The sequence below is a fragment of the Geminocystis sp. NIES-3709 genome (genome assembly GCF_001548115.1).
Classification (GTDB): Bacteria; Cyanobacteriota; Cyanobacteriia; order Cyanobacteriales; family Cyanobacteriaceae; genus Geminocystis.
Map to the genome: position 1 here is coordinate 1,071,227 of NZ_AP014821.1, position 19,816 is coordinate 1,091,042.

Consider the following 19,816-nt stretch of genomic DNA (forward strand, 5'->3'; position numbering starts at 1 on the left):
ACTCTTTTGTTAATGTAGTATTTTTTACCCCTTGATTTTTATTGCTTTCTGGTTTATTAACGGTACTTAGACAAAACAATAACAACAATTAAGCTATAATTTTTACATCATATTGCTTTTAGGTCAAAATGAAAGAAATTACTTCTTCATCAATGCCCCCATGTTTCAATCGCTGGTGTGAAAAAATAGACCCAGTCTTAAAAACAAAGGCACAAAAACGAGAGTTTAGAAATTATTTGGGCGGTTTATTAGGAGATTCTCAAAGAAAAAATATAACTCAAATTGCCCATAATAATCTTGATATTACTTATCATAAATTACACCATTTCTTAACAGAGTCCACTTGGAATTATGATGAGGTAAATGATAAAAGATTAGAAATTATTGCATCCTGTCGTCAAACAAAAATTAGTCGATGTTTCTCCTTAATTATAGACGATTCAGGTCATCGTAAAAGTGGAAACTTTACTGACTGTGTGGGAAGACAATATATTGGTGAAATTGGCAAAACTGATAATGGTAATGTTATAGTCACTACTCACATTTATGATGGTGTGAGAAGTTTTCCTTTAGACGTTGAATTATATGAAAAAGCCGAAAATTTCCCTGAAGGAAAAGACGCTCCACAATTTCAGAAAAAACCAGACATTGCCTTTAATTTAATTGAAAAATGTTTAAATCGAAATTATTGTCCCCAAATAATTTTAATGGATGGTGGTTATGGAAACAATACTAATTTATTAGGCAAACTAGAAAAAAAGAATTTAAAATATATAGGAATTATTGCTAAAAATAGATTAGTAAAATTGGTAAAACAAGATTTTATCGAGTCTGAAAAAACCATAGCTGAAATAGCAAAATCATTACCCCAAGATAGTTTTGAAAAAATAAGAATAGGAAAAAATCGAGAAAAAACTCTTTGGGTAGCAACGATAAATATTGAATTATCAGCTTTGTCGGGAATAAAAACTGTAGCTATCGTCATGAATGCAGATACTTTTGAAAATTCCACAGATATTGATTATTTAATGACTAATGAAATAGGAGAAAAAGTGTGTGGAAATTGGATAGTAGAAACTTATACACAAAGAAATTGGATAGAAGTATTTTACCGTGAAATCAAGGGATGGTTAGGGTTATCACAATACCAAGTGAGAAATAAAAGAAGTTTAATGAGACATTTTATCTTGGTATTTTGTGCCTACACTTTTATTCAATGGCATCGTTTGACAGGAGGTTTAAGAAGACAATGGGGGAATAAACCGTTAAATACTTTTGCTGAGGCATTGGAAGCGTTTCGTAATGCTGTGTCTTTTCGCTTTTTTCAATGGTTAAAAGACAATGTGGAAGTATTTAGTTTATATAAAGCTAGTTTAGGGGTTATTTGGGCATAATTTTTGTCTAAGTACCGTTAAGCAGACTAATTATGGGTGAGTAATTTTTCTAAGATAAAATATTGATCGAATAGTTACGTTAATGAAGAAAAAATGCTCAATATTCCTCAAGTTATCGCTCAAGAATTATCTCTGAATATTAAAAATGTAAATAGTGCTTTAGAATTATTGACTGAAGGTGCTACTATTCCTTTTATTGCTCGTTATCGTAAAGAAAAAACAGGATCTTTGAACGAAATTGAATTAAGAAACATTCACGATCGATTCATTTACCTACAGGAATTAGAGAGTCGTAAACAAGTTATTTTAGATGGTATTGCTTCCCAAAATCTACTTAATGACCAATTAAAAGCCCAAATTACGGGTTGTTTGCAAAAAAATGAGCTGGAAGATCTTTACTTACCTTTTAAGCCTAAAAGACGCACAAGAGCGACTATGGCAAAGGAAAAGGGCTTAACCCCCTTCGCCGAATTTATCAAGAATCTTAATCAACCACAAGCAAAACCTTTATCTATTGAAAAAGAAGCCGAAAAATATATCTCAGAAGAAGTAAAATCGATCGAAGAAGCGTTAAATGGTGTTAGTGATATTCTTGCGGAAGAAATAGCGGAAAAAGCAGAGTTAAGGGCATATTTACGGGAATTTATCTCAGAAGATGGTGCATTTATTTCTCGTATTAAAGACGACTATCCCGAAGGTAGCACTAAATTTGAAATGTATCGTAACTTTCAATGTAAATTCACCAAAATTGCCCCTCACAATGTCCTTGCTTTATTTCGTGGAGAAGCAGAAAAAATTCTCGTGGTAGATATTGATTTTGACGAAGCGAGGGTGATGAATTATTTAGAGTCAAAGGTGATTAAAACAAAAATTTCTGCCTTTAGGGAGTTTTATCGAGAAATGCTCAAAGATAGTTTTCAACGTTTACTTAAACCAGCTTTAATCAGAGATGTTCGATCGTACATTAAAGCATGGGCTGATGTAGAATCCATTAAAACTTTTGAAGCCAATTTGCGTGAATTATTATTATCCCCTCCTGCTGGTATGAAACCCACTTTAGCGATCGATCCTGGATTTCGGACAGGTTGCAAAGTGGCAATTCTCTCAGAAACAGGGCAGTTTTTAGAGTATCAGGCGATTTTTCCTCATACTGGCCATGAAAAGAGAGGTATTGCTAAAGATACTATTAAAAAACTCGTTTTTAAATATAACATAGAATTAATTGCCATCGGAAATGGCACCGCCTCCAGAGAAACTGATGAATTTATTACCGAAGTGTTAGCAACTATTGACAAAAAACCCATTAAAGTCATGGTAAATGAATCGGGTGCATCGGTTTATTCCGCTAGTAATGTGGCTATTGCCGAGTTTCCTGAGTTAGATGTTACTGTTAGGGGTGCAATTAGTATTGGCAGAAGGTTACAAGATCCTTTGGCAGAATTAGTTAAAATTGATCCAAAGTCCATCGGTGTGGGACAATATCAACATGATGTTGATCAAAAATTGCTCAAAAAAAACTTAGAAGAAACTGTCGAAAGTTGTGTTAATTATGTCGGAGTGGACTTGAATACTGCTTCAAAAGAATTATTAATATTTGTCTCAGGAATTAATAACACGATCGCTAATAATATTGTTAATTATCGCAATGAAAAAGGAGTATTTAAAAGTAGAAAAGAGCTATTAAAAGTAAAAAAATTAGGAGAAAAAACCTTTGAATTAGCTGCCGGTTTTTTGCGTATTCGTGACGGAGAAAATCCTTTAGATAACACAGCAGTTCATCCCGAAAGTTATGATATTGTCAAAGCAATTTCTACTGATTTAAAGATACCTTTATCAGATATTGCTCAAATAAATTCACATCTTAAAAATATTGATTTAAAAAAGTATATAAATGAAAATATTGGATTGCCGACATTGCAAGATATAGTTAAAGAATTAGAAAAACCAGGAAGAGATCCTCGTGCTAAATTTCAATATGCAACATTTAAAGAGAACATAAAAGAAATTAAGGATTTAAAAGAAGGAATGGAATTAGAAGGAATTGTGACTAATGTCGTTAATTTTGGTGCTTTTGTAGATATTGGAGTCCATCAAGATGGGTTAGTACATATATCTCAATTAGCCGATCGATTTGTAAGTGATACAAATGAAATTGTCAAGGTGGGACAGGTGGTAAAAGTTAGAGTCTTAGAGATAAATGAAAAGCTAAATAGAATTAGTTTGTCAATGAAATTATCCTAGAATAATAAAGTCTAAATTTGTTTAATAACTTGTCATATTATAAATATTTAAAAAGTAATAATTATGGATTTTTTTGCTTTTCAATTTCGATCGCCCGGTCCTATTTTATTCGATGTTGGGCCTATTAGTTTAAGATGGTATGGACTATTAATTGCTTCGGCGGTTTTAATAGGGGTAATCATTGCCCAAAAATTAGGTAAATATCGTAATATTGATCCTGATTTAATTGGTGATTTAGTCATCTGGTTAGTCATCGGGGCGATACCTATGGCTAGAATTTATTATGTCTTATTTGAATGGCAAAATTATGCCCAACATCCTCAAGATATAATTGCAATTTGGCAAGGGGGAATTGCTATTCATGGTGCTATTATTGGGGGGATTATTGCCATATTAATTTTTGCGAAGATTAATCGTCAATCTTTTTGGGAATTAACAGATATTATTGCACCCTCTTTAATTTTAGGACAAGCTATTGGTAGATGGGGTAATTTTTTTAATTCAGAAGCCTTTGGTATTCCTACAAATTTGCCTTGGAAATTATATATTCCTCCAAATAATCGTCCTATTGAATATATAAATTTTGATTATTTTCATCCTACTTTTCTTTATGAATCTTTGTGGAATATAGGAGTTTTTATCTTATTAATTATGATATTTTTTTGGAGTATTAAAAATAATAATAAGCTCAAAAATGGCACTATATTTTTAATTTATTTAATTAGCTATAGTCTAGGTAGAGTATGGATTGAAGGTTTTAGAACTGATAGTTTAATGTTAGGATTTTTAAGAATTGCTCAGGTTGTTAGCTTAACCTCGATCGCTTTTGGAATTTTCGGTTTAATCTGGCTATATATTCTAAAAAAATCTTTGCCAGATATAAAAAATTAACAAATTACAATACTGAAAAAATTAATTCATATCCGGATTAAATTCGGGCTTGATATGAAAAGGAATTTCCTGAAATATTTGGTTAACAATATCTTCAGGAGTATCTCGATCGTCTATAGTAAAAGTAATATCAGCTTGTTGATATAAATATTCTCTTTGCTGTCGTAAATCTGTTAATTTTGCCCTTAAATCTTCTTGATGTAATAACGGGCGAGTATCATCATCAGCTAATCTTTTAACTAAAACATCAACAGGCACATCTAACCAAATAACCATACCATCACGCAAGTGACTCCAGTTGTCTTGACAGAGAATAATACCCCCTCCTGTGGCAATAACTGTACGAGTATAGGCAGATATTTCTCTTAAAATATCACTTTCTAGCTGACGAAAACTAGCTTCTCCTTCTTCCGCAAAGATTTCATTGATGGTTTTATGAGTAACAGTTTCAATAATAGAATCTGTATCCAAAAAACGATAATTTAACTTTTCCGCTAATAACTTACCGATGGTAGTCTTACCTGATCCCATCATACCAATTAAGTAAACGTCTAATCCTCTTAAAATATCCATTAAAAATAATCGATCGTTAATAATTGATAATTTTCAACTGTCAACTGTCACCTGTCAACTGTTTATAATGATTTAATATCCCCTTATTATTTGACTTCCGAACAATTGTGCGTTGGCAAAAATCTACTAAAATTGACTTAAACTCTCAGTATCCTTGTCCTTGTCGTCGTAAAGGGCAATTATTACCAATTATCTTAACAGAAGCCATGGGGTGCGATCGATGTCAACAAATTTTTGTAGTAACAGATGAAGAAAAATGTATTGAGCAATTAAACCCCAGCTATCCCTATAAAAAAAAATGGCGTTGGAATGGTAAAAGATGGATTTCCTGTCACAAGCCTTGGCAAGAAAGCTACTTTTATCTAACTATTAGTTGTTTTCTCGCTTCCATACTCATTTCAACCCCTCTATTAATTAACTTGAGTGCAGGAGTCAACTTAATTTCTGGTATTATTATAGGACTAATTTTTATCTTGCTATGTTTTTCTTTGTGGTTAGCTTATCGCCGTTAAAATTAAGAGTATGAAAGATAATTCTACAAAACAAACCGTCCTCATTGTACATCAAGCTCACCAAGCATTTGTGCAAATGAGTAATATCAAAGGTATTGAAAGATCTCAAGCTGTATTACAGATGGCGAAAAAGCTAGAAGAATGCCTCGATGATGTTTTACAAGCTAATACCCTTGACTTAGAAATTAGCAAGGAAATGTCTGTACCAGATTTAATCCTTGAGTGGCTGAAGCTAACCCCCCAAAGAGTAAAAACCAGTATAGAAATACTTAAGACACTCTCTAAGTTACCAGATCCTTTTCAAAAAGTAATCAACTCTCCTTATCAAGTCACTTACTGTCAAAATTATTCCCAGTTAATGCCTTTAGGAGTTATTGCTTTAGTTTATGAAGCCTTACCCGAATTAGCCATTATCACGGCAGGTTTAGCGATTAAAACCGGTAATAGTTTAATTTTGAGAGGTAGCAGTGAAGCTAGTAATACTAATACAATTATCACTCAAGTTTTACAAGTTGCTTTAGAAGATGCTAATTTTCCCTCTGGTTGTTTACAATTTTTACCCTCAGAAGAAGGTTATTCCATAGAAGATTTAGTAACTCAAGATCAATATCTTAATTTAATTATTCCCTATGGAAGACCTAGTTTAATTCAAAAAGTGACTCAATTAGCCACTGCTCCTGTATTAAAATCCGCTATGGGTAATTGTTATTTATACTGGTCATTATCTAATGATTTAGATTTAGTTCGTAATATTATTGTAGATAGTTATGGCACTATTCCCGATCGAGTTAATGCTATTGAGAAAGTATTAATTAACAATCAACATAAATCTAATTCCATCATCAGATTATTTAATCATCTCAAAGAACAGAAATTTAATATTATGGGAGATGAATCTTTAGTTGCTGATTTTCCTGAATATCTAACTCCTCTTAAAGAAAATCAATGGAATCAACCTCTTCTTAATAATACTATAGCTTTTCGTACAGTAGAAAATCTTGATAGTGCGATCGCATGGATTAATGAGTATAGTAGTGGTCATGCTAACTGTATCATAACTGATTCTTATCAAGAAGGGAGAATTTTTGCTATGGAAATCGATAGTGCCTTAGTTTATATTAATTCTTCCCCTCGTTTTTATCGTTATTTACCTGGTAGTAACTCAGTATTTTTAGGTATATCCAATCAAAAAGGACATCGTAGGGGATTAATTAGCTTAGAAACCTTTACTACCCTTAAGCAAATTGTTATCGGTGATGGAGAAACAACGAATAATTAGGCTTTATCGAAAAAGTGTTTTATCGGGATAGGCAACAAGCAAAAGTTTTAATCTAACTATTGATTATTAACTGTCAAAGGTTGTTTTTCCGTTAAATCTACTACTACCCAGTCCAAAAAATCAATAGGTGCAGTAAACTCAATTTGTGCTTCTGGTGCTGGACTTTTGTTAAGATCGATCGAAGTAACTTTACCAATGGGAATATCCGGAGGGAAAATGCTACTAATATTAGATGTTGTTACTACTTCTCCTATCTTTACATCAGCGACTTTAGCATAAAATTCCATTAAACCAATGGGCGTACCTTGTCCTTTAATAAATCCTTGATAACCTTTTCTGGTAATAGTTGCACCCACTCGACTATTATAATCACTAATTAATAAAACTCGGCTAGTATTAGGAGTAACATCAATGATTTTGCCAACTAAACCTCCTACACTCATCACCACCTGATTAGGTTTAACTCCTTTACTGCTACCCACATCAATAACTACAATTTGCCACCAAGCATCGGCACTTCTACCTATAACCCTTGCAGGAATCAAAGAATCAGGAGATTTTTCTTGATATTTGACAATTTTTTTCAGGTTTTGATTTTCTGTTTCTAAAGCAACTATTTTATTACTTAATTCTTGAATAGTCCGTTGCTCATATAATGCTTGTCGATCGATTTGAGGATAGAATAAGAAATTGGGAGAAAGGCGATATAAAGTTTCAGAAATTAACGCCCCTTGAGTATAGTAAACTAACCAAGCCATAAAAATACTAATTAGCCCGAAAACTAATTGACTCCCATATTTTTGCCACCAACGATAAATAAATTTCAAAGTCCTAATTTATAGTGAATAATTTATAGTAAATAGTCAATAACGAACTGTTTTATGTAAATTTATGAAAAATAAAATACCACATTTGAGGATAAAAATGCTTCTTTTAAGTAGCTTTCCCAGACTTTAGGTGTTGATTTCAAATTTATTTTAACCTGAGTTCGATGCAAGAATTATTGATATGGGTAGGTTTTAACCATGATAGTTTTAGGTTTTAGGTTAATTTTTCAATTTTTGTTCAATTATCCAATTAAATTAATCGAGTAGGAAATCAATTATTAATAGTTTTTTATCAATTCTTTACCTAAGATCTAACACCTAATTCCTCATGATCAAAACCTCATCTGATAACGAACTTTATACTCCCCATAAATATAATCATAAGATACCGTGACAGTAGAATCTTTTTTCACCTCATAAACTCCTTCCACCAAAGGAAAAACCCTTAAATCTTTCATTCCTAAAGGTTTACCCCAAGTACTTACTTTTTCATTGACTCCAAAACTGATATTATTAGCTAAAGGTACAAGAATAAACTGAACTAAACCATTCTCAAATAAATCCTGACTACTTAAATCTTGCAGTTGAGTTGCTAAATTTAATAATTCTCCTCCTACTATTAGATTAATTAACTCGCCTTCACTACGGTTTGGAGTACTCCTTAGAGAAATTAAAGGAGAGTTTAAAAGATTAAAATTTGAACCTTGTTTATTTAATGCCGCTAAATTAATACATTCTGCCACCTCATTTAATTGAGAGGAGGATAGTTTAATTTCTTCTGCAATAGGGGTAGTAGAAGGTAAACGACAATAATCATTAACACTTCCCGATAAAACAGGTAATAATTGAGCTAAACCACCATCTATTCTTAACACCACTTGTATATTTTCGCCTCTACCACCTCTTACAATGGGATCTAATACTTCGTTACGATTAGTATTAGGTAACTGTCGAGAATAATCGACAATATCTGCTTGTACCTCTATATCAATTTCGGGGTTGAGGATATTTTCTTCTGGGCGAAAAGTGATAGTATTTTCATTGGTACGGGATAAGAAGAATGTAGTTTGTCCAAATCCCACATTAGAAGTGAAAGAAGTTAATGGATTTGCCCCTCCTAGGTAAATTTGCCCTCTACGGACGTTTATTGCTCCATCAGCTCTTAGATTTTTCCAATTATATAAGCCACCGTTAACAATTAATTCTCCACCAAATAAGAAGCGATATAAACTCCATTGGGCTAATTGAGTATCTACTAATTTTAAGGTAAAATCTTTTAATTCAGGTTGAAAAATTCCATCATAAGAAGAAGAAGACGTGTCTCCTAACCATTGATTTCTCACTCCTTGACTTCTAGGATTCGAGATTATAGTTTGCTCTTGAGGTAGAACAAAATTACCATTGTTTAAGCTGACATAACCACCGATTTTTGGAGTAAATACTGTCCCATTGACAACTATATCTCCCTTAATTTGTCCTGAGTAAATATTTTGTAAGTCTATTTTCTGATTAGAAATATTGATAGAGAGGGGATTATCATTATTATTTTTAGGTTTAAAAAGAGGTAAATTTCCAGCAATATTTATATCGGCACTGTTGTTAATTTTTGCCGATAATGTTTCTATATCTAATGCTTGATTATTTTTATCAATATTTACTTTTCCTGTTAAAGTAATGGGACTTTTTACTCTGATACTATTTATCTGAGCATTATCAAAATTAATTTCCCCTCCTAGTTTAAAGAGTTCAAGTTTAAAATTATTAATTAACTTATTGATTGAGGCTATTTCTATACTTAAATTTGAAGAAATATTGCCTCCCATTAAACTTATTTTACCTTGACTAAGTATATCTAATAGTTTAACTCGATCGCTATCTAATTTTATATTAATAAAAGCAGGTTTGTTTTCTATAATTGATGGATGATAAGGAATAGACGCATTAATTTGTATATTTTGATTTTCGACCGTATTAAAATTTAATTGATAATTTTTATAATCAAAATTTCCTTGTATTTTATTATCAATGATAACTCCATTTATAGCGGTATTATTTAAACTTAAATCACCTATAATTATAGGGTTAGAAATATTACCTGATACCTTACCATTAAGATTAATTAAACTATCTATATCTGTAGGGAATTTCACAAAATTATCGATAAAATTTAAAGGAAAATCAACAACTTTAAAATTACCTTCCTGAGAATTTGAAGAAATATTACCACTAAAAAATACTTGACTATTGGCAATGTTTAATTCAAAAGGTTGCAAAGCAAGGTTATTATTTTCCCAAGAAGCATTAAAGGCAATTTTCTCAATGGGAATAAATTGAGTTTCTTCAATCACCAAACCAAGGGAATCGACTATATTCGGAAAATTTTGTTGTGGAAGCCACTGCCATTGATTGCCTTGAAAATTGACATTAATTTCGGGATTGCTTAGTTTACCAGCAAGAAGAATTTCACCTTCATATTTGCCACGAATATCTAAATCATTGGGTATTTTACCCGATTGTAAATCCCTTGCGATCGATCTTATTTGTTGATCTATTATATAAAGAAGATTAACTTGAGATTTAATGGAATTTTTATCACCGCCAAGAGATTGAGAAGGGATAGTATCAGCAGAGGCGAAGAAATCTTGGCTTTGTAAGTGTTGAAGTAAAGCATTCACACTATCTACATCCGTGATTTGTAAAGTTGAAAAAATATCCTCAACCCTACCATTTAAAGACATTCTGCCTTCTATTGCCTGAGTTACTACATTGATTTTACCTTCTAAATCATAATTAGTATTGGCGAAACTTAGTTTAGCATTTTCCAACTGTGCAATATCATCCGCAAAATTAAAATTCGTTGAGAAATTTTTGGCAACAATACCACCCAAACCCAGATTATCTAAATTTAGATTACCTGTAGCGGAAAAATCTGAAAGATTTACAGTTATATCCGAAGACAAAATTCCTCTAACTTTTCCTTTAACACCATAGTTAATAGCAGGTTGCAGTTGCAAATTTTCTAAAGCAAAATCCGAGAAGACAAGATTAAACTCATTATCCAGTCGTTTACCGATAAGAGAAAAACCTGATTCTCTACCTTGTCTAATTTCTATCTGAGAAGGAAAAAAAGCAGTAGTTACATTAATAGCTGGAATAGTAAAATCTTCTCTTAGTAAAGAGAAAGCAATAACATTTTCACTCCCCCGCAAATCTAAATCAATTATAGAGGAGTTAATAATAAGTTTTCCCTTTAAAAATGAGTCAAAATCTAGTTGATTAAAATTAAAGTTAGTCAAAGTTAAGTCACCTTGAATATCAATATTATTTTCACCGAGGAGATTACTTAATAAACTATTTGCCTTTACCACACCTTGAAAATTTACTCTGCCATCTAAATTCATTGAAGTAGGAAGAAAACGAAACCCTTCCTTATTCTTAGAAGAAACAGAAGCAAGAAGTTGATTTACAGGAATAACATTGAGATTAGAATTAGCTGTCACCTGTAACTGTAAATTATTAACGTCAGGTGAAGAAAAGAGATTGACTAAATTAAAGTTACCTTTTGCTTCAACAATATTTTTTCCTATCTCGAAAATAGCTGACTCTATATCAATAGGCAAAGATGACTTGGCTTGTAAAACGGGAAGAAGACTACCAGAAAAATTTATTTCCCCATTAAGATTATCTAAATCAGAAAGACTAATATTTGACTCTTGATTAATTAAAGAGAGTTGTTGATTTAAAGCCTCAAGATTAACATTACGGGTATTAATACGACTTTGCCATTGATTATTGTTAACCCTTGTGGAGAGTAAAATTTTCCCTTGAGCAATATTGGCATTACCATTAAGAAGAAGATTAAGACTAGGTATAGAGGAGAGAGTTTGGTTATCGAGATAATGAAGGGAAAAAGCAACTAAGTCAGAGACGTTACTACTGAGAGAAAGATTACCATTAAGGTTTTCTGCTTTAAGGTTAGTGTTAGGGAATAATTGAGATAAAGATATTCCTTGTGTAAAACCATCTAGGGAAACTTGACTATTTTTTACGATCGTTTTACTATTAAAGTCTCCTCCTGCTAACTTACCATTTATATCTGCCGTCACATTAAGACTCGGAAGACTGGTTAAAGTTTCATAATTAACAGATTCAACCGATTGATTAGTTAATTGATATAACTCTGTTGTTTTTGCTGAGAAGTTAAGTTGACTGGATTCAATGTCGAGGGGAAGAGAGGGAATAATTTGATTAACTGGAATTTGACTAACATCTGCAAAAATCCTTGTTTCGTTTTCATCTATACTTGCTGTGGCATTAATTAACCCCTCTTCTATTTGTAATTTGCTATCAGTAGAAATAATCAAACTTTCGGGAAAATTATTGGAGGATATAGTTAATAAGTCTTGAGTATTACCAGTTAAATTAACTTCACTATTGATGATATTAGCTAGATTTGGTAAAGAGGGAAGTATATTATTTAAGAAAATTTGGTTGGCTTCTCCGTTAACTGTTAAGTCACCTTTCGCTAAATTAAAGTTTAAGTTGAGATTACCTTCGTCACTAATTAATCTTGTTGATGAATTAGAAATCCAAGAGTTAGCATTATTAATTTTGTTATCGATAAGGAGGTTTACTCTACCATTTCCTTCTATCTTATTAAGACTAATTTCTTCTAAATTTCCCGTTATCTCAATATCTAAATTTTTTGCGAATGTTGGTACATTGACATTAACTAAAGACTCATCACAAAAAGACAATGTTTGACATAAGGGAGATAAGAAAGGAGTTAAATTAATCTCGTCACTTACTACTGTCACCCCATAAGTTTTTTCCCGCCATTGACTACTCCCATTGAGAAGGATTCGATTTTCCTTGAGGATTAATTGGGTATCAACAAGATTGATGGTGTTTTTATCTATTACTAATTTACCTTCAGTGGTTAATTCTTCTTCAAAGGCTTGAATAGAAGGAAGAGAAAATGAAATTTCTCCTAGGGGTTGGCTTAAGTTTCCTTTTATTTCTCCTTTTGCTAATATTTGTGCGATTGAAACCTTTGAAGATAAGATGCTATATTTGTTACTCCACAAACTAGAGGGTAAATTAGCATTGAATTGAAAGTTAAAGGGTATTTTTTCTAACTTTAGAGGTTTGTCTTCTCTAAGATTTTGATTAAAGTTAGTATTAATAACCCCCTGAGTAATAATATTTCCTCCTGTGGGTGGTTTAATCGCTATCTGTTTAATGGTGACTTTATCCAAGTTAGCGATAAATTGACTATCAATATTTCCCAACTCCAACTTATCTACAAAAGTTTTATTAACTTTAACTTTGCCTTCTATTTGAGGAGTATCAAGATTTCCGTTGACTTGAATATTTCCTGCTAATAAACCATCTATTGCCACAATAGGCTTAATCCCGACACTAGGTAAAACTTTTCTTAGGTTAACGGGGTTGAGATTTGCTTGTAAATTATACCCCTGTTGCTGACTAATTTCTCCTCGCAAGGAAGTGTCAATATCTCCTATCTTTAAACTGGCATACTCAATATTAAGAGATTCTTTTTTTATTTCTATAAACGCATTTGCTAAAAAATTCTGATTAAAAAGGGGTATCTTCTCAATTTTTTCCTGAAGGTTAAATCTGTCTAAAATTTCCTTATTTTCATTAGAGTCGAGTTTCCCTATATCCACTTTTCCTTCTACATCTTGTATATTAACTTTTCCCTCTATATCATTTATATTGATGGTAGATAAGGAAGAGGTAATAATTTTTAGGTTGCCGTTAAGTCTTCCTTCCCGCAAATTTAGAGGAAGGTTAGGAATTAATCTTGTGGCTTGGGGTAAGTCAAGATAACGAATCTCTAATTGATTTTCACTGGCAGTATCAGCTAATAGGGTTTTACCTTCGAGATTAATACGGCTAATACCGATACGATTTTCTAAATTATAAGTTAAAGGTTGATTCTCATTGTCATATACTAGATTTAGTCTTCCTTTACTGGTAACTTCTACTGCTTGTGTGGTAGCGTTGGGAGAAATACCTATGCGACTTCCCCGCAACCTTAAATTTATTTTTGCTTCAATGGGTAAAGTTGGCAACTTGAGAGATAAAGGAAACGGTTTTCTCTCCTCTTCTGGTGGTAATAAAGTGTCTAATTGTCCATAACCTGTTATTTCATTCGCAATAACATTGATAGGTAACTGTCTTTGAAATATTAATGACCATAAATCTAAACTAATCTTAGCAGACTCGATCGACAAAAAACTAGGATCTGTTTGGGTGGGAGAAATTTTAATATTATCAATAACTATTTCATTGAAAAGAGAATGAGTAACTTTACCGAAACTAACTTCTCGGGATAAAATTCTTTCTAATTCTGTTTCAATGCGAGAAGGAATAATCTTGTTAATTAAATATCTAGTGACACCATATCCTCCGGCTAAAATACCTGTTACTGTCACTAAGGAAATAATTTTAGTTTGTGGTTTTGCCAGTATTATCGCTAATCTCTGTTTTAAACTTAACGACGATAGATTATTCTCCCAATCTTCTGGTTGTCGATTAGTCATTTTATTTCCTCACACTTGCATAATTTCTTCTGCTGTTTTTAATATAACAGTGGATCAACTTCAAAGAATCATCCTTTATTTTTCTTTTCAGAATAATCTAAAAATCTTTTACCAATGTACTTGACTTAAAATATATTTCAGACAGTCATAATCATTTTTTAATAAAACGCTCAAAGTACGGCCAGCATTCACTAACCACTGTCGATCGCCTCCTCGCAAACGATAACTTTCTCTTAAAGTAGCCGCAATTAAAGATTCAACGGGAGTGTTTTGAACTTGTAATAAAACTCTCAAAAAATCAGGATTAGCGGTAAACTTGATAATTTCTTCTGCATCGCAACGAAAAACCGCTTGATGAATTTGAGGAGGACGAGGTGGTAAATATTGGTATATATTACCATTAGAAATATTATAGCTGTTACTCTCAGAGGTTGACGGGATTTCAAAACCAATGATTACGGCTCGAAATTCAGTCTTTAACATAGCAAAGATTTGGGGTTGCTGTTCTTTCAATTCTGTTAAGGTTAATCCTAAAGCCCTTGCTCTATGCACAGAGTCGATCGGTGCTGTAGTTACATTAGTTACTAAAGAATAAATTTTGTTTCCTGATTCTTCGTCAAAGGATTTAACCCAACTGCCAAAGGGAGGCATCGCAGGAAAATTCAGTTCTTCCGGTTCTAAACATTGGGCTAAAAATTCGACAGTAGAAGTTTCGATTACTTCGCCAATATGATCTGATTGACGATCGTCGTTATTTAATTTCGGTAATGGTAAACGCACGATTTAATTAGGGATGAGGAATTTATAAAATTAGATGAAAAATTAGCAATTAACAATGACAAAATCTTTAGGCTTTGAGACACATTGAGTTTATTTAAAGACTTTTTCGACAGGATGTCAATAATCTACAAAGAAAAATAAACTAATAAACCTTACTAATTTCTAAAATTTTTCCTAACATGGCGGTCGTCATAATATCATCTCTGATGATACCTTGGATTTCAATTTTCAAACCATCTTGACAAATATTTAGGGGAGGCTTGTATAACTCATAGACTTCTCCTGTATCGCTAACTAAAGTCCATGCACCAACGCCAATACTCTGATATTTGATTTCGCCTTTTATTTTCATTATCTTAATACTTTAAAACAACAATAACAGTAGTCCGAAATTGACCTGCTTTACTCTCTCCCATCCTAATTGAGAATGCTCGGAGTTGCACTAAATTCTTAAAACTTAGTTCCCTTACTCCCTGATTCGCTGTACATTGGGAAATTGAAGACTTGGTACTGACTACTGCTATTATTGTTGATATTCACGAAAACGCAAACTACCGTAAACAGCTTATTTAACCTCCTATCACTTGTTTTTTCCTGACCTAAACCAATACTTTACAGAGTTACACTGAAATCCAGATCTCTAGGATCTTTCTTGTTCAGTTCCATTGCTCTCTTTTGTCGCTTAGGAAATTTGAAACAGAAAACTAACCGCTGTTTCGGCGATCGAAAGACAGATAACACGTATCTTTTTCAGCCTTTTCACCTCGCTTTTTCAATAGAGTTTACACTAGCTGGTTCGTCTGTCGAAAGAAGTTTTAATTAACTTCTATATTTATAAGATAACAAGGTTTTTTAATAAGGGGAAGGTATCTTAATATAACTTTACATTCATTCCATATTTTTAGTAAAAAATAAGACTATACAACTTATGAAAAATGAAAGAGATCAAGGAAAAAAGGTAATGAATTAAGGTTAAAACTATTCTTATTCAGATTAATCGTTCTTTGATTATAAAAAATTGAGGTAGTAGAATTATTGAATAAGACTGAGTAAATCTACTTGTTTTTCCAATAAACAACAATGACCACTATGAGGAAGAAAGTTTATTTTAGACTGAGTAAAAATACTCTTTAGTCTTCGGGCTTCTTGTAAAGAAGGTAATAAATTATCTTCTCCCGAAGCAACAATAAGGACTTCATTTTTATATTGATTTAATTTGTCTTGATCAACAAAAAATTTTTCTAATAAATTTATACGCCATGATACGATCGTAGGTGGTAATGATGCCATAACGTTTAAAAGTCGTTGTCTTTCCCTTAAATTTAATGCTTCCAACTTGGCAATAAAAGGTAATAAAATCAGAGTTGAACCTTTATAAACAAAATCGGGCATGAGTTGAGTTAAATAGCTACCTAAATTTAACCAAGGACGTTGATTGAAAGCAGAGGCAGAATTTACTAAAATTACTTTTGTAAATAGATTTGGGATTTTTTCCATTAATTTCATTGCTAAACAAGCACCAAAAGACTCACCACAGAGATAAATTTCTCTATTTTCTTTGAGAGGTAATGAGATAAGGTGAATTAATTGTTCGGTTAAATCCTGCCATTGAATACCATAATGAGGAGGTATCGCCACACAACGGACATCAAAATTTTCCCAAATACTTTTTTGGCTTCTGAGTAATTTGCCACTACCATCCATCCCCGGAAGATAAAGAAAAATAGGTTTATGATTATAATTTGTTTTATAGGGTAAAAATATCAAGGTTTTAATATTTGAAAATTTAGATTACTATATTTCTATTTTAACTAAATAACCATCTTTACTAGAAACGATATATCAAAAATTATCATTGTTTGTATCCTTATAAGAGATAAGTTTTCATCTAGTTTTAGGATACGATCGAAGGTTGTTATAATTAGGAGAGTAATTAACAACAATAAATAGATTTTTGGTTTCTCAATTATGAACATTAATCAAGTAAATATTCAAGATATTAAATCATTATCGATCGAGAAAATAGAAGAAGACAAATTTAACTATCAAGAAGTTTGGTATCCTATTTTTTTTGTCAAAGATTTACATAAAAATAAACCTAATTCTTTTACTTTATTAGAAGAAAAATTAGTAATTTGGTGGGATAAAAAAGATGAACAGTGGCGAGTATTTGCAGATAAATGTCCTCATCGACTTGCACCTCTTAGTGAAGGTAGAATTAACGAACAAGGTCTATTAGAATGTCCTTATCATGGTTGGACATTTTCGGGAGAGGGAAATTGTGAATTAATTCCTCAACAAGTAATAGGAAATAGTGGTGAAAAATCTCCTCGTAGTTGTGTTAAATCTTACCCTACAGCGATCGAACATGGTTTATTATTTGCCTATGCAGGTAATCCTGAAAATGCACCGTTAACTTCTTTACCAATTATCGAACCTTTAGCAGAAAATGAGCAAGATTGGGTTATATTAAACACTTTTAGAGACATTCCCTATGATGCTTTAACTTTATTAGAAAATGTGTTAGATTCAAGTCATATTCCTTACACTCATCATGGTTCTGTAGGAAATAGAGCTAATGTTTCTTCGGTAGAATTAGAGGTTATTAGTAGTAATAAAAAAGGGTTTAAAGGAGTATGGCAGGAAGGCCCAAGAAAAGGAAAATTAGGTACACAATATACAACTTTTATTGCTCCAAATTTAATGTGGCATGATTTAACCTCAAACCAATTTGGTAGAACAATGACAGTAGTTTATGCAACGCCTATTAGTAAGGGAAAATGTCGATTATTTGCTTTATTTCCTTTTCAATTTTCTTCTAAAATACCCGAATTTTTTATCAAAATAACCCCTCGTTGGTATTCTCATATTAATCAAAATGCTATTCTTGAAGATGACCAAATTTTCTTACATTATCAAGAGCGGTTTTTAGCAGAATTAGGCGGGAGTGAAAAGTTTACCCAAGCCTATTATCTACCAACAAAAGCAGATTTATTTGTCAGTGAGTTGAGAAAATGGGTTAATAAATATAGTGGTGAATTATTCCCTAACCAAGTATTTCCCGAAACTCCAAATCATACAATTTTATTGGAAAGGTATCATTCTCACACCGAAAAATGTGTTAGTTGTCATCAGGCTTTGAAAACGATTAAAAATGTGCGTTTTATTTTGTTAATTATTACTACTATTTTATGGTCAATAACACCTTTAATTACTCTTTATATCAATTATTTACCTTCTTTTATTGCTACGGTATCTTCTTCAATTAGTATCGTTAATTTATCCATTTATTTATACTTAGGTAAACTAGAGAAAAAATTTTATGAAGGACAAACGATCGCACCTCGAAATAGAATTAAGAATTAGGAAGAAGGAGACAGAAACACTTACTAGAATTCTTGTAGAAGTCAAGCAATAGACAAAAGGCAAGGGGCAAGACGCAATAGTTAGGATAATTGATTATAAACAGCCTCAATTTAATTATATTTTTAATTTTGCAAGAGGTTTACTAATAAAAGCGTTTGAGTTTAGTCGCTTTAGCCGACTTTGGCTATTAGCTTTGAAATTTATTTCAAAGTGGGTTGTGTTTAAAATCCCTAATCCCTGATCCCTAATCCCTAATCCCTAATCCCTAATCCCTAATCCCTAATCCCTAATTCCTAATTAATATTCTTCGTATTCGGGCATTTTTTGTTTTTGAGGAATATTGACTTTTTGAGGGCGATAATCAGAGTCATCATCATCATCCCACATATCCTCTTCCATGGAATCATCTTTATAGCGACGTTTTTGAGGAATATTATCAGATTGGTAACGAGGAGCAGGTTCTCTTTCTACTACATTCTCACCCCAGTTATCTTCCTCCATTTCTTCCTCATACTCTGGATAGGGCATTGATTGAGCTTTACGACGTGGTGGTGGTGCGATCGGACGTGCTTCTTCCCACTCATCATCACTCCAATTATCTTCCATTACTACAGGACGATTTTGCATGGGTTGAGCGATCGGGCGTACTGGTATTCCCGTTGGTAACTGATTTTCTGGGGCGGTGGTAGGTGCATAATACATTTCTTCGTCTTCTTTTTCCCAAGGAGGGCGCCCAATACCAAGTCTTTCTAAAACTCCTACCGTAAGCTGAGTTATACGTTCTTCAGCACCTTCAAATACAATAATACGATTAGGGCCACTACTTACTATTTCATCAACAGATAATTCATAAGTACTGATTAATTGTTCAGGAATTTGAGGATAACCGATGACAGCAATAGTTAAAGAGTATATCTGTCCATCAACGAGATTAAATTGAAAATCTCTTACTTTTCCTAAAGGTTCACCTGTTTCTGTAACTACTTCAGAGTTAATCAGAGGACTATAAATATCTATATTTACATCTTCGATAACGTCTTCATTTTCCACTAAGATAACGTCTCCTCCTTGAGAAACGCTATTGAGATACATATATTTAGGAATGCCAGACATAGCTAGACGATTATCTCTTAATCCTAACGCTACTACTTCTCTGCGATCGACATCTACTAATACTTCTCTAACAACTCCAAGTCGTTTGCCACTACTTCGAGTGATGACTTGGCTATTTAAAAATTCGTTGCGTAAACGATTATCTGAATTTGTCATAATAATTTATATATAAAAATTAATGTAATAATCAAGGGGATAATTACTAATTACTCATTCCTAATTACTAATTATTTTGAGGTAGTCCTATTCTACTCGATCGGTTTTCAAAATC

13 protein-coding genes are annotated in these 19,816 nt (G+C 32.4%); 6 read left to right on the plus strand and 7 right to left on the minus strand.

Translation table 11 applies throughout. From position 1 onward, the window contains the following. The first annotated feature begins 128 nt into the window (after positions 1-128). The 3 genes from GM3709_RS04575 to lgt all read left to right on the plus strand — a co-directional run bounded on the left by GM3709_RS04575 (position 129) and on the right by lgt (position 4,526). Positions 129-1,394, plus strand: a complete 1,266-nt coding sequence (locus tag GM3709_RS04575; RefSeq protein ID WP_066116704.1) for an IS701 family transposase — start codon at positions 129-131, stop codon at positions 1,392-1,394. 93 nt (positions 1,395-1,487) lie between these two features. After that, positions 1,488-3,635 (plus strand): Tex family protein, encoded by a 2,148-nt coding sequence (locus GM3709_RS04580; protein WP_066116706.1) that lies wholly within the window; start codon positions 1,488-1,490, stop codon positions 3,633-3,635. 63 nt (positions 3,636-3,698) lie between these two features. Continuing rightward, entirely contained in the window at positions 3,699-4,526 is an 828-nt protein-coding gene (gene lgt, locus GM3709_RS04585) for a prolipoprotein diacylglyceryl transferase (protein ID WP_066116708.1), read from the plus strand. Positions 4,527-4,547: 21 nt separating this feature from the next. Here lgt and GM3709_RS04590 read toward each other — a convergent pair whose 3' ends face one another. Next, positions 4,548-5,099: a shikimate kinase gene (locus tag GM3709_RS04590; RefSeq protein WP_066116710.1), complete on the minus strand. Its 552-nt coding sequence runs from the start codon at positions 5,097-5,099 to the stop codon at positions 4,548-4,550. A 107-nt stretch (positions 5,100-5,206) separates the two neighbouring features. Between GM3709_RS04590 and GM3709_RS04595 the strand changes: the two genes are divergently transcribed. Together GM3709_RS04595 and GM3709_RS04600 are read left to right on the plus strand one after the other, a co-directional pair. Continuing rightward, entirely contained in the window at positions 5,207-5,611 is a 405-nt protein-coding gene (locus GM3709_RS04595; RefSeq protein ID WP_066116712.1) for a hypothetical protein, read from the plus strand. Positions 5,612-5,621: 10 nt separating this feature from the next. Then, a complete protein-coding gene (locus GM3709_RS04600; protein ID WP_066116714.1) occupies positions 5,622-6,890 on the plus strand; it encodes a glutamate-5-semialdehyde dehydrogenase in 1,269 nt (422 codons plus the stop codon). Positions 6,891-6,946: 56 nt separating this feature from the next. On the opposite strand, the gene mreC is transcribed toward GM3709_RS04600, so the two are convergent. The 5 genes from mreC to GM3709_RS04625 all read right to left on the minus strand — a co-directional run bounded on the left by mreC (position 6,947) and on the right by GM3709_RS04625 (position 16,833). Beyond that, a complete protein-coding gene (gene mreC, locus GM3709_RS04605) occupies positions 6,947-7,717 on the minus strand; it encodes a rod shape-determining protein MreC (RefSeq protein ID WP_066116717.1) in 771 nt (256 codons plus the stop codon). A gap of 332 nt (positions 7,718-8,049) precedes the next feature. Continuing rightward, a complete protein-coding gene (locus tag GM3709_RS04610) occupies positions 8,050-14,286 on the minus strand; it encodes a translocation/assembly module TamB domain-containing protein (protein WP_066116718.1) in 6,237 nt (2,078 codons plus the stop codon). Positions 14,287-14,394: 108 nt separating this feature from the next. Further along, positions 14,395-15,066, minus strand: a complete 672-nt coding sequence (locus GM3709_RS04615) for an HAS-barrel domain-containing protein (protein WP_066116720.1) — start codon at positions 15,064-15,066, stop codon at positions 14,395-14,397. A 142-nt stretch (positions 15,067-15,208) separates the two neighbouring features. Further along, entirely contained in the window at positions 15,209-15,418 is a 210-nt protein-coding gene (locus GM3709_RS04620) for a hypothetical protein (protein WP_066116722.1), read from the minus strand. Positions 15,419-16,098: 680 nt separating this feature from the next. After that, a complete protein-coding gene (locus GM3709_RS04625; protein WP_066116724.1) occupies positions 16,099-16,833 on the minus strand; it encodes an alpha/beta fold hydrolase in 735 nt (244 codons plus the stop codon). A 201-nt stretch (positions 16,834-17,034) separates the two neighbouring features. Between GM3709_RS04625 and GM3709_RS04630 the strand changes: the two genes are divergently transcribed. Then, entirely contained in the window at positions 17,035-18,432 is a 1,398-nt protein-coding gene (locus tag GM3709_RS04630; RefSeq protein ID WP_066116726.1) for a Rieske 2Fe-2S domain-containing protein, read from the plus strand. A gap of 297 nt (positions 18,433-18,729) precedes the next feature. Here the strand turns inward: GM3709_RS04630 and GM3709_RS04635 are convergent, their stop codons facing one another. Then, the gene (locus tag GM3709_RS04635; RefSeq protein WP_066116728.1) at positions 18,730-19,701 is read right to left on the minus strand and encodes a PRC-barrel domain-containing protein; all 972 of its coding nucleotides are present in this window, start codon (positions 19,699-19,701) and stop codon (positions 18,730-18,732) included. Positions 19,702-19,816 lie beyond the last annotated feature (115 nt).

What these genes read in the sequence shown, in the direction of transcription:
- GM3709_RS04575 (WP_066116704.1), top strand. Translation starts at nt 129, where the DNA reads ATGAAAGAAATTACTTCTTCATCAATGCCCCCATGTTTCAATCGCTGG.
- GM3709_RS04580 (WP_066116706.1), top strand. Translation starts at nt 1,488, where the DNA reads ATGCTCAATATTCCTCAAGTTATCGCTCAAGAATTATCTCTGAATATT.
- lgt (WP_066116708.1), top strand. Translation starts at nt 3,699, where the DNA reads ATGGATTTTTTTGCTTTTCAATTTCGATCGCCCGGTCCTATTTTATTC.
- GM3709_RS04590 (WP_066116710.1), bottom strand. Translation starts at nt 5,099, where the DNA reads ATGGATATTTTAAGAGGATTAGACGTTTACTTAATTGGTATGATGGGA.
- GM3709_RS04600 (WP_066116714.1), top strand. Translation starts at nt 5,622, where the DNA reads ATGAAAGATAATTCTACAAAACAAACCGTCCTCATTGTACATCAAGCT.
- GM3709_RS04610 (WP_066116718.1), bottom strand. Translation starts at nt 14,286, where the DNA reads ATGACTAATCGACAACCAGAAGATTGGGAGAATAATCTATCGTCGTTA.
- GM3709_RS04620 (WP_066116722.1), bottom strand. Translation starts at nt 15,418, where the DNA reads ATGAAAATAAAAGGCGAAATCAAATATCAGAGTATTGGCGTTGGTGCA.
- GM3709_RS04630 (WP_066116726.1), top strand. Translation starts at nt 17,035, where the DNA reads ATGAACATTAATCAAGTAAATATTCAAGATATTAAATCATTATCGATC.
- GM3709_RS04635 (WP_066116728.1), bottom strand. Translation starts at nt 19,701, where the DNA reads ATGACAAATTCAGATAATCGTTTACGCAACGAATTTTTAAATAGCCAA.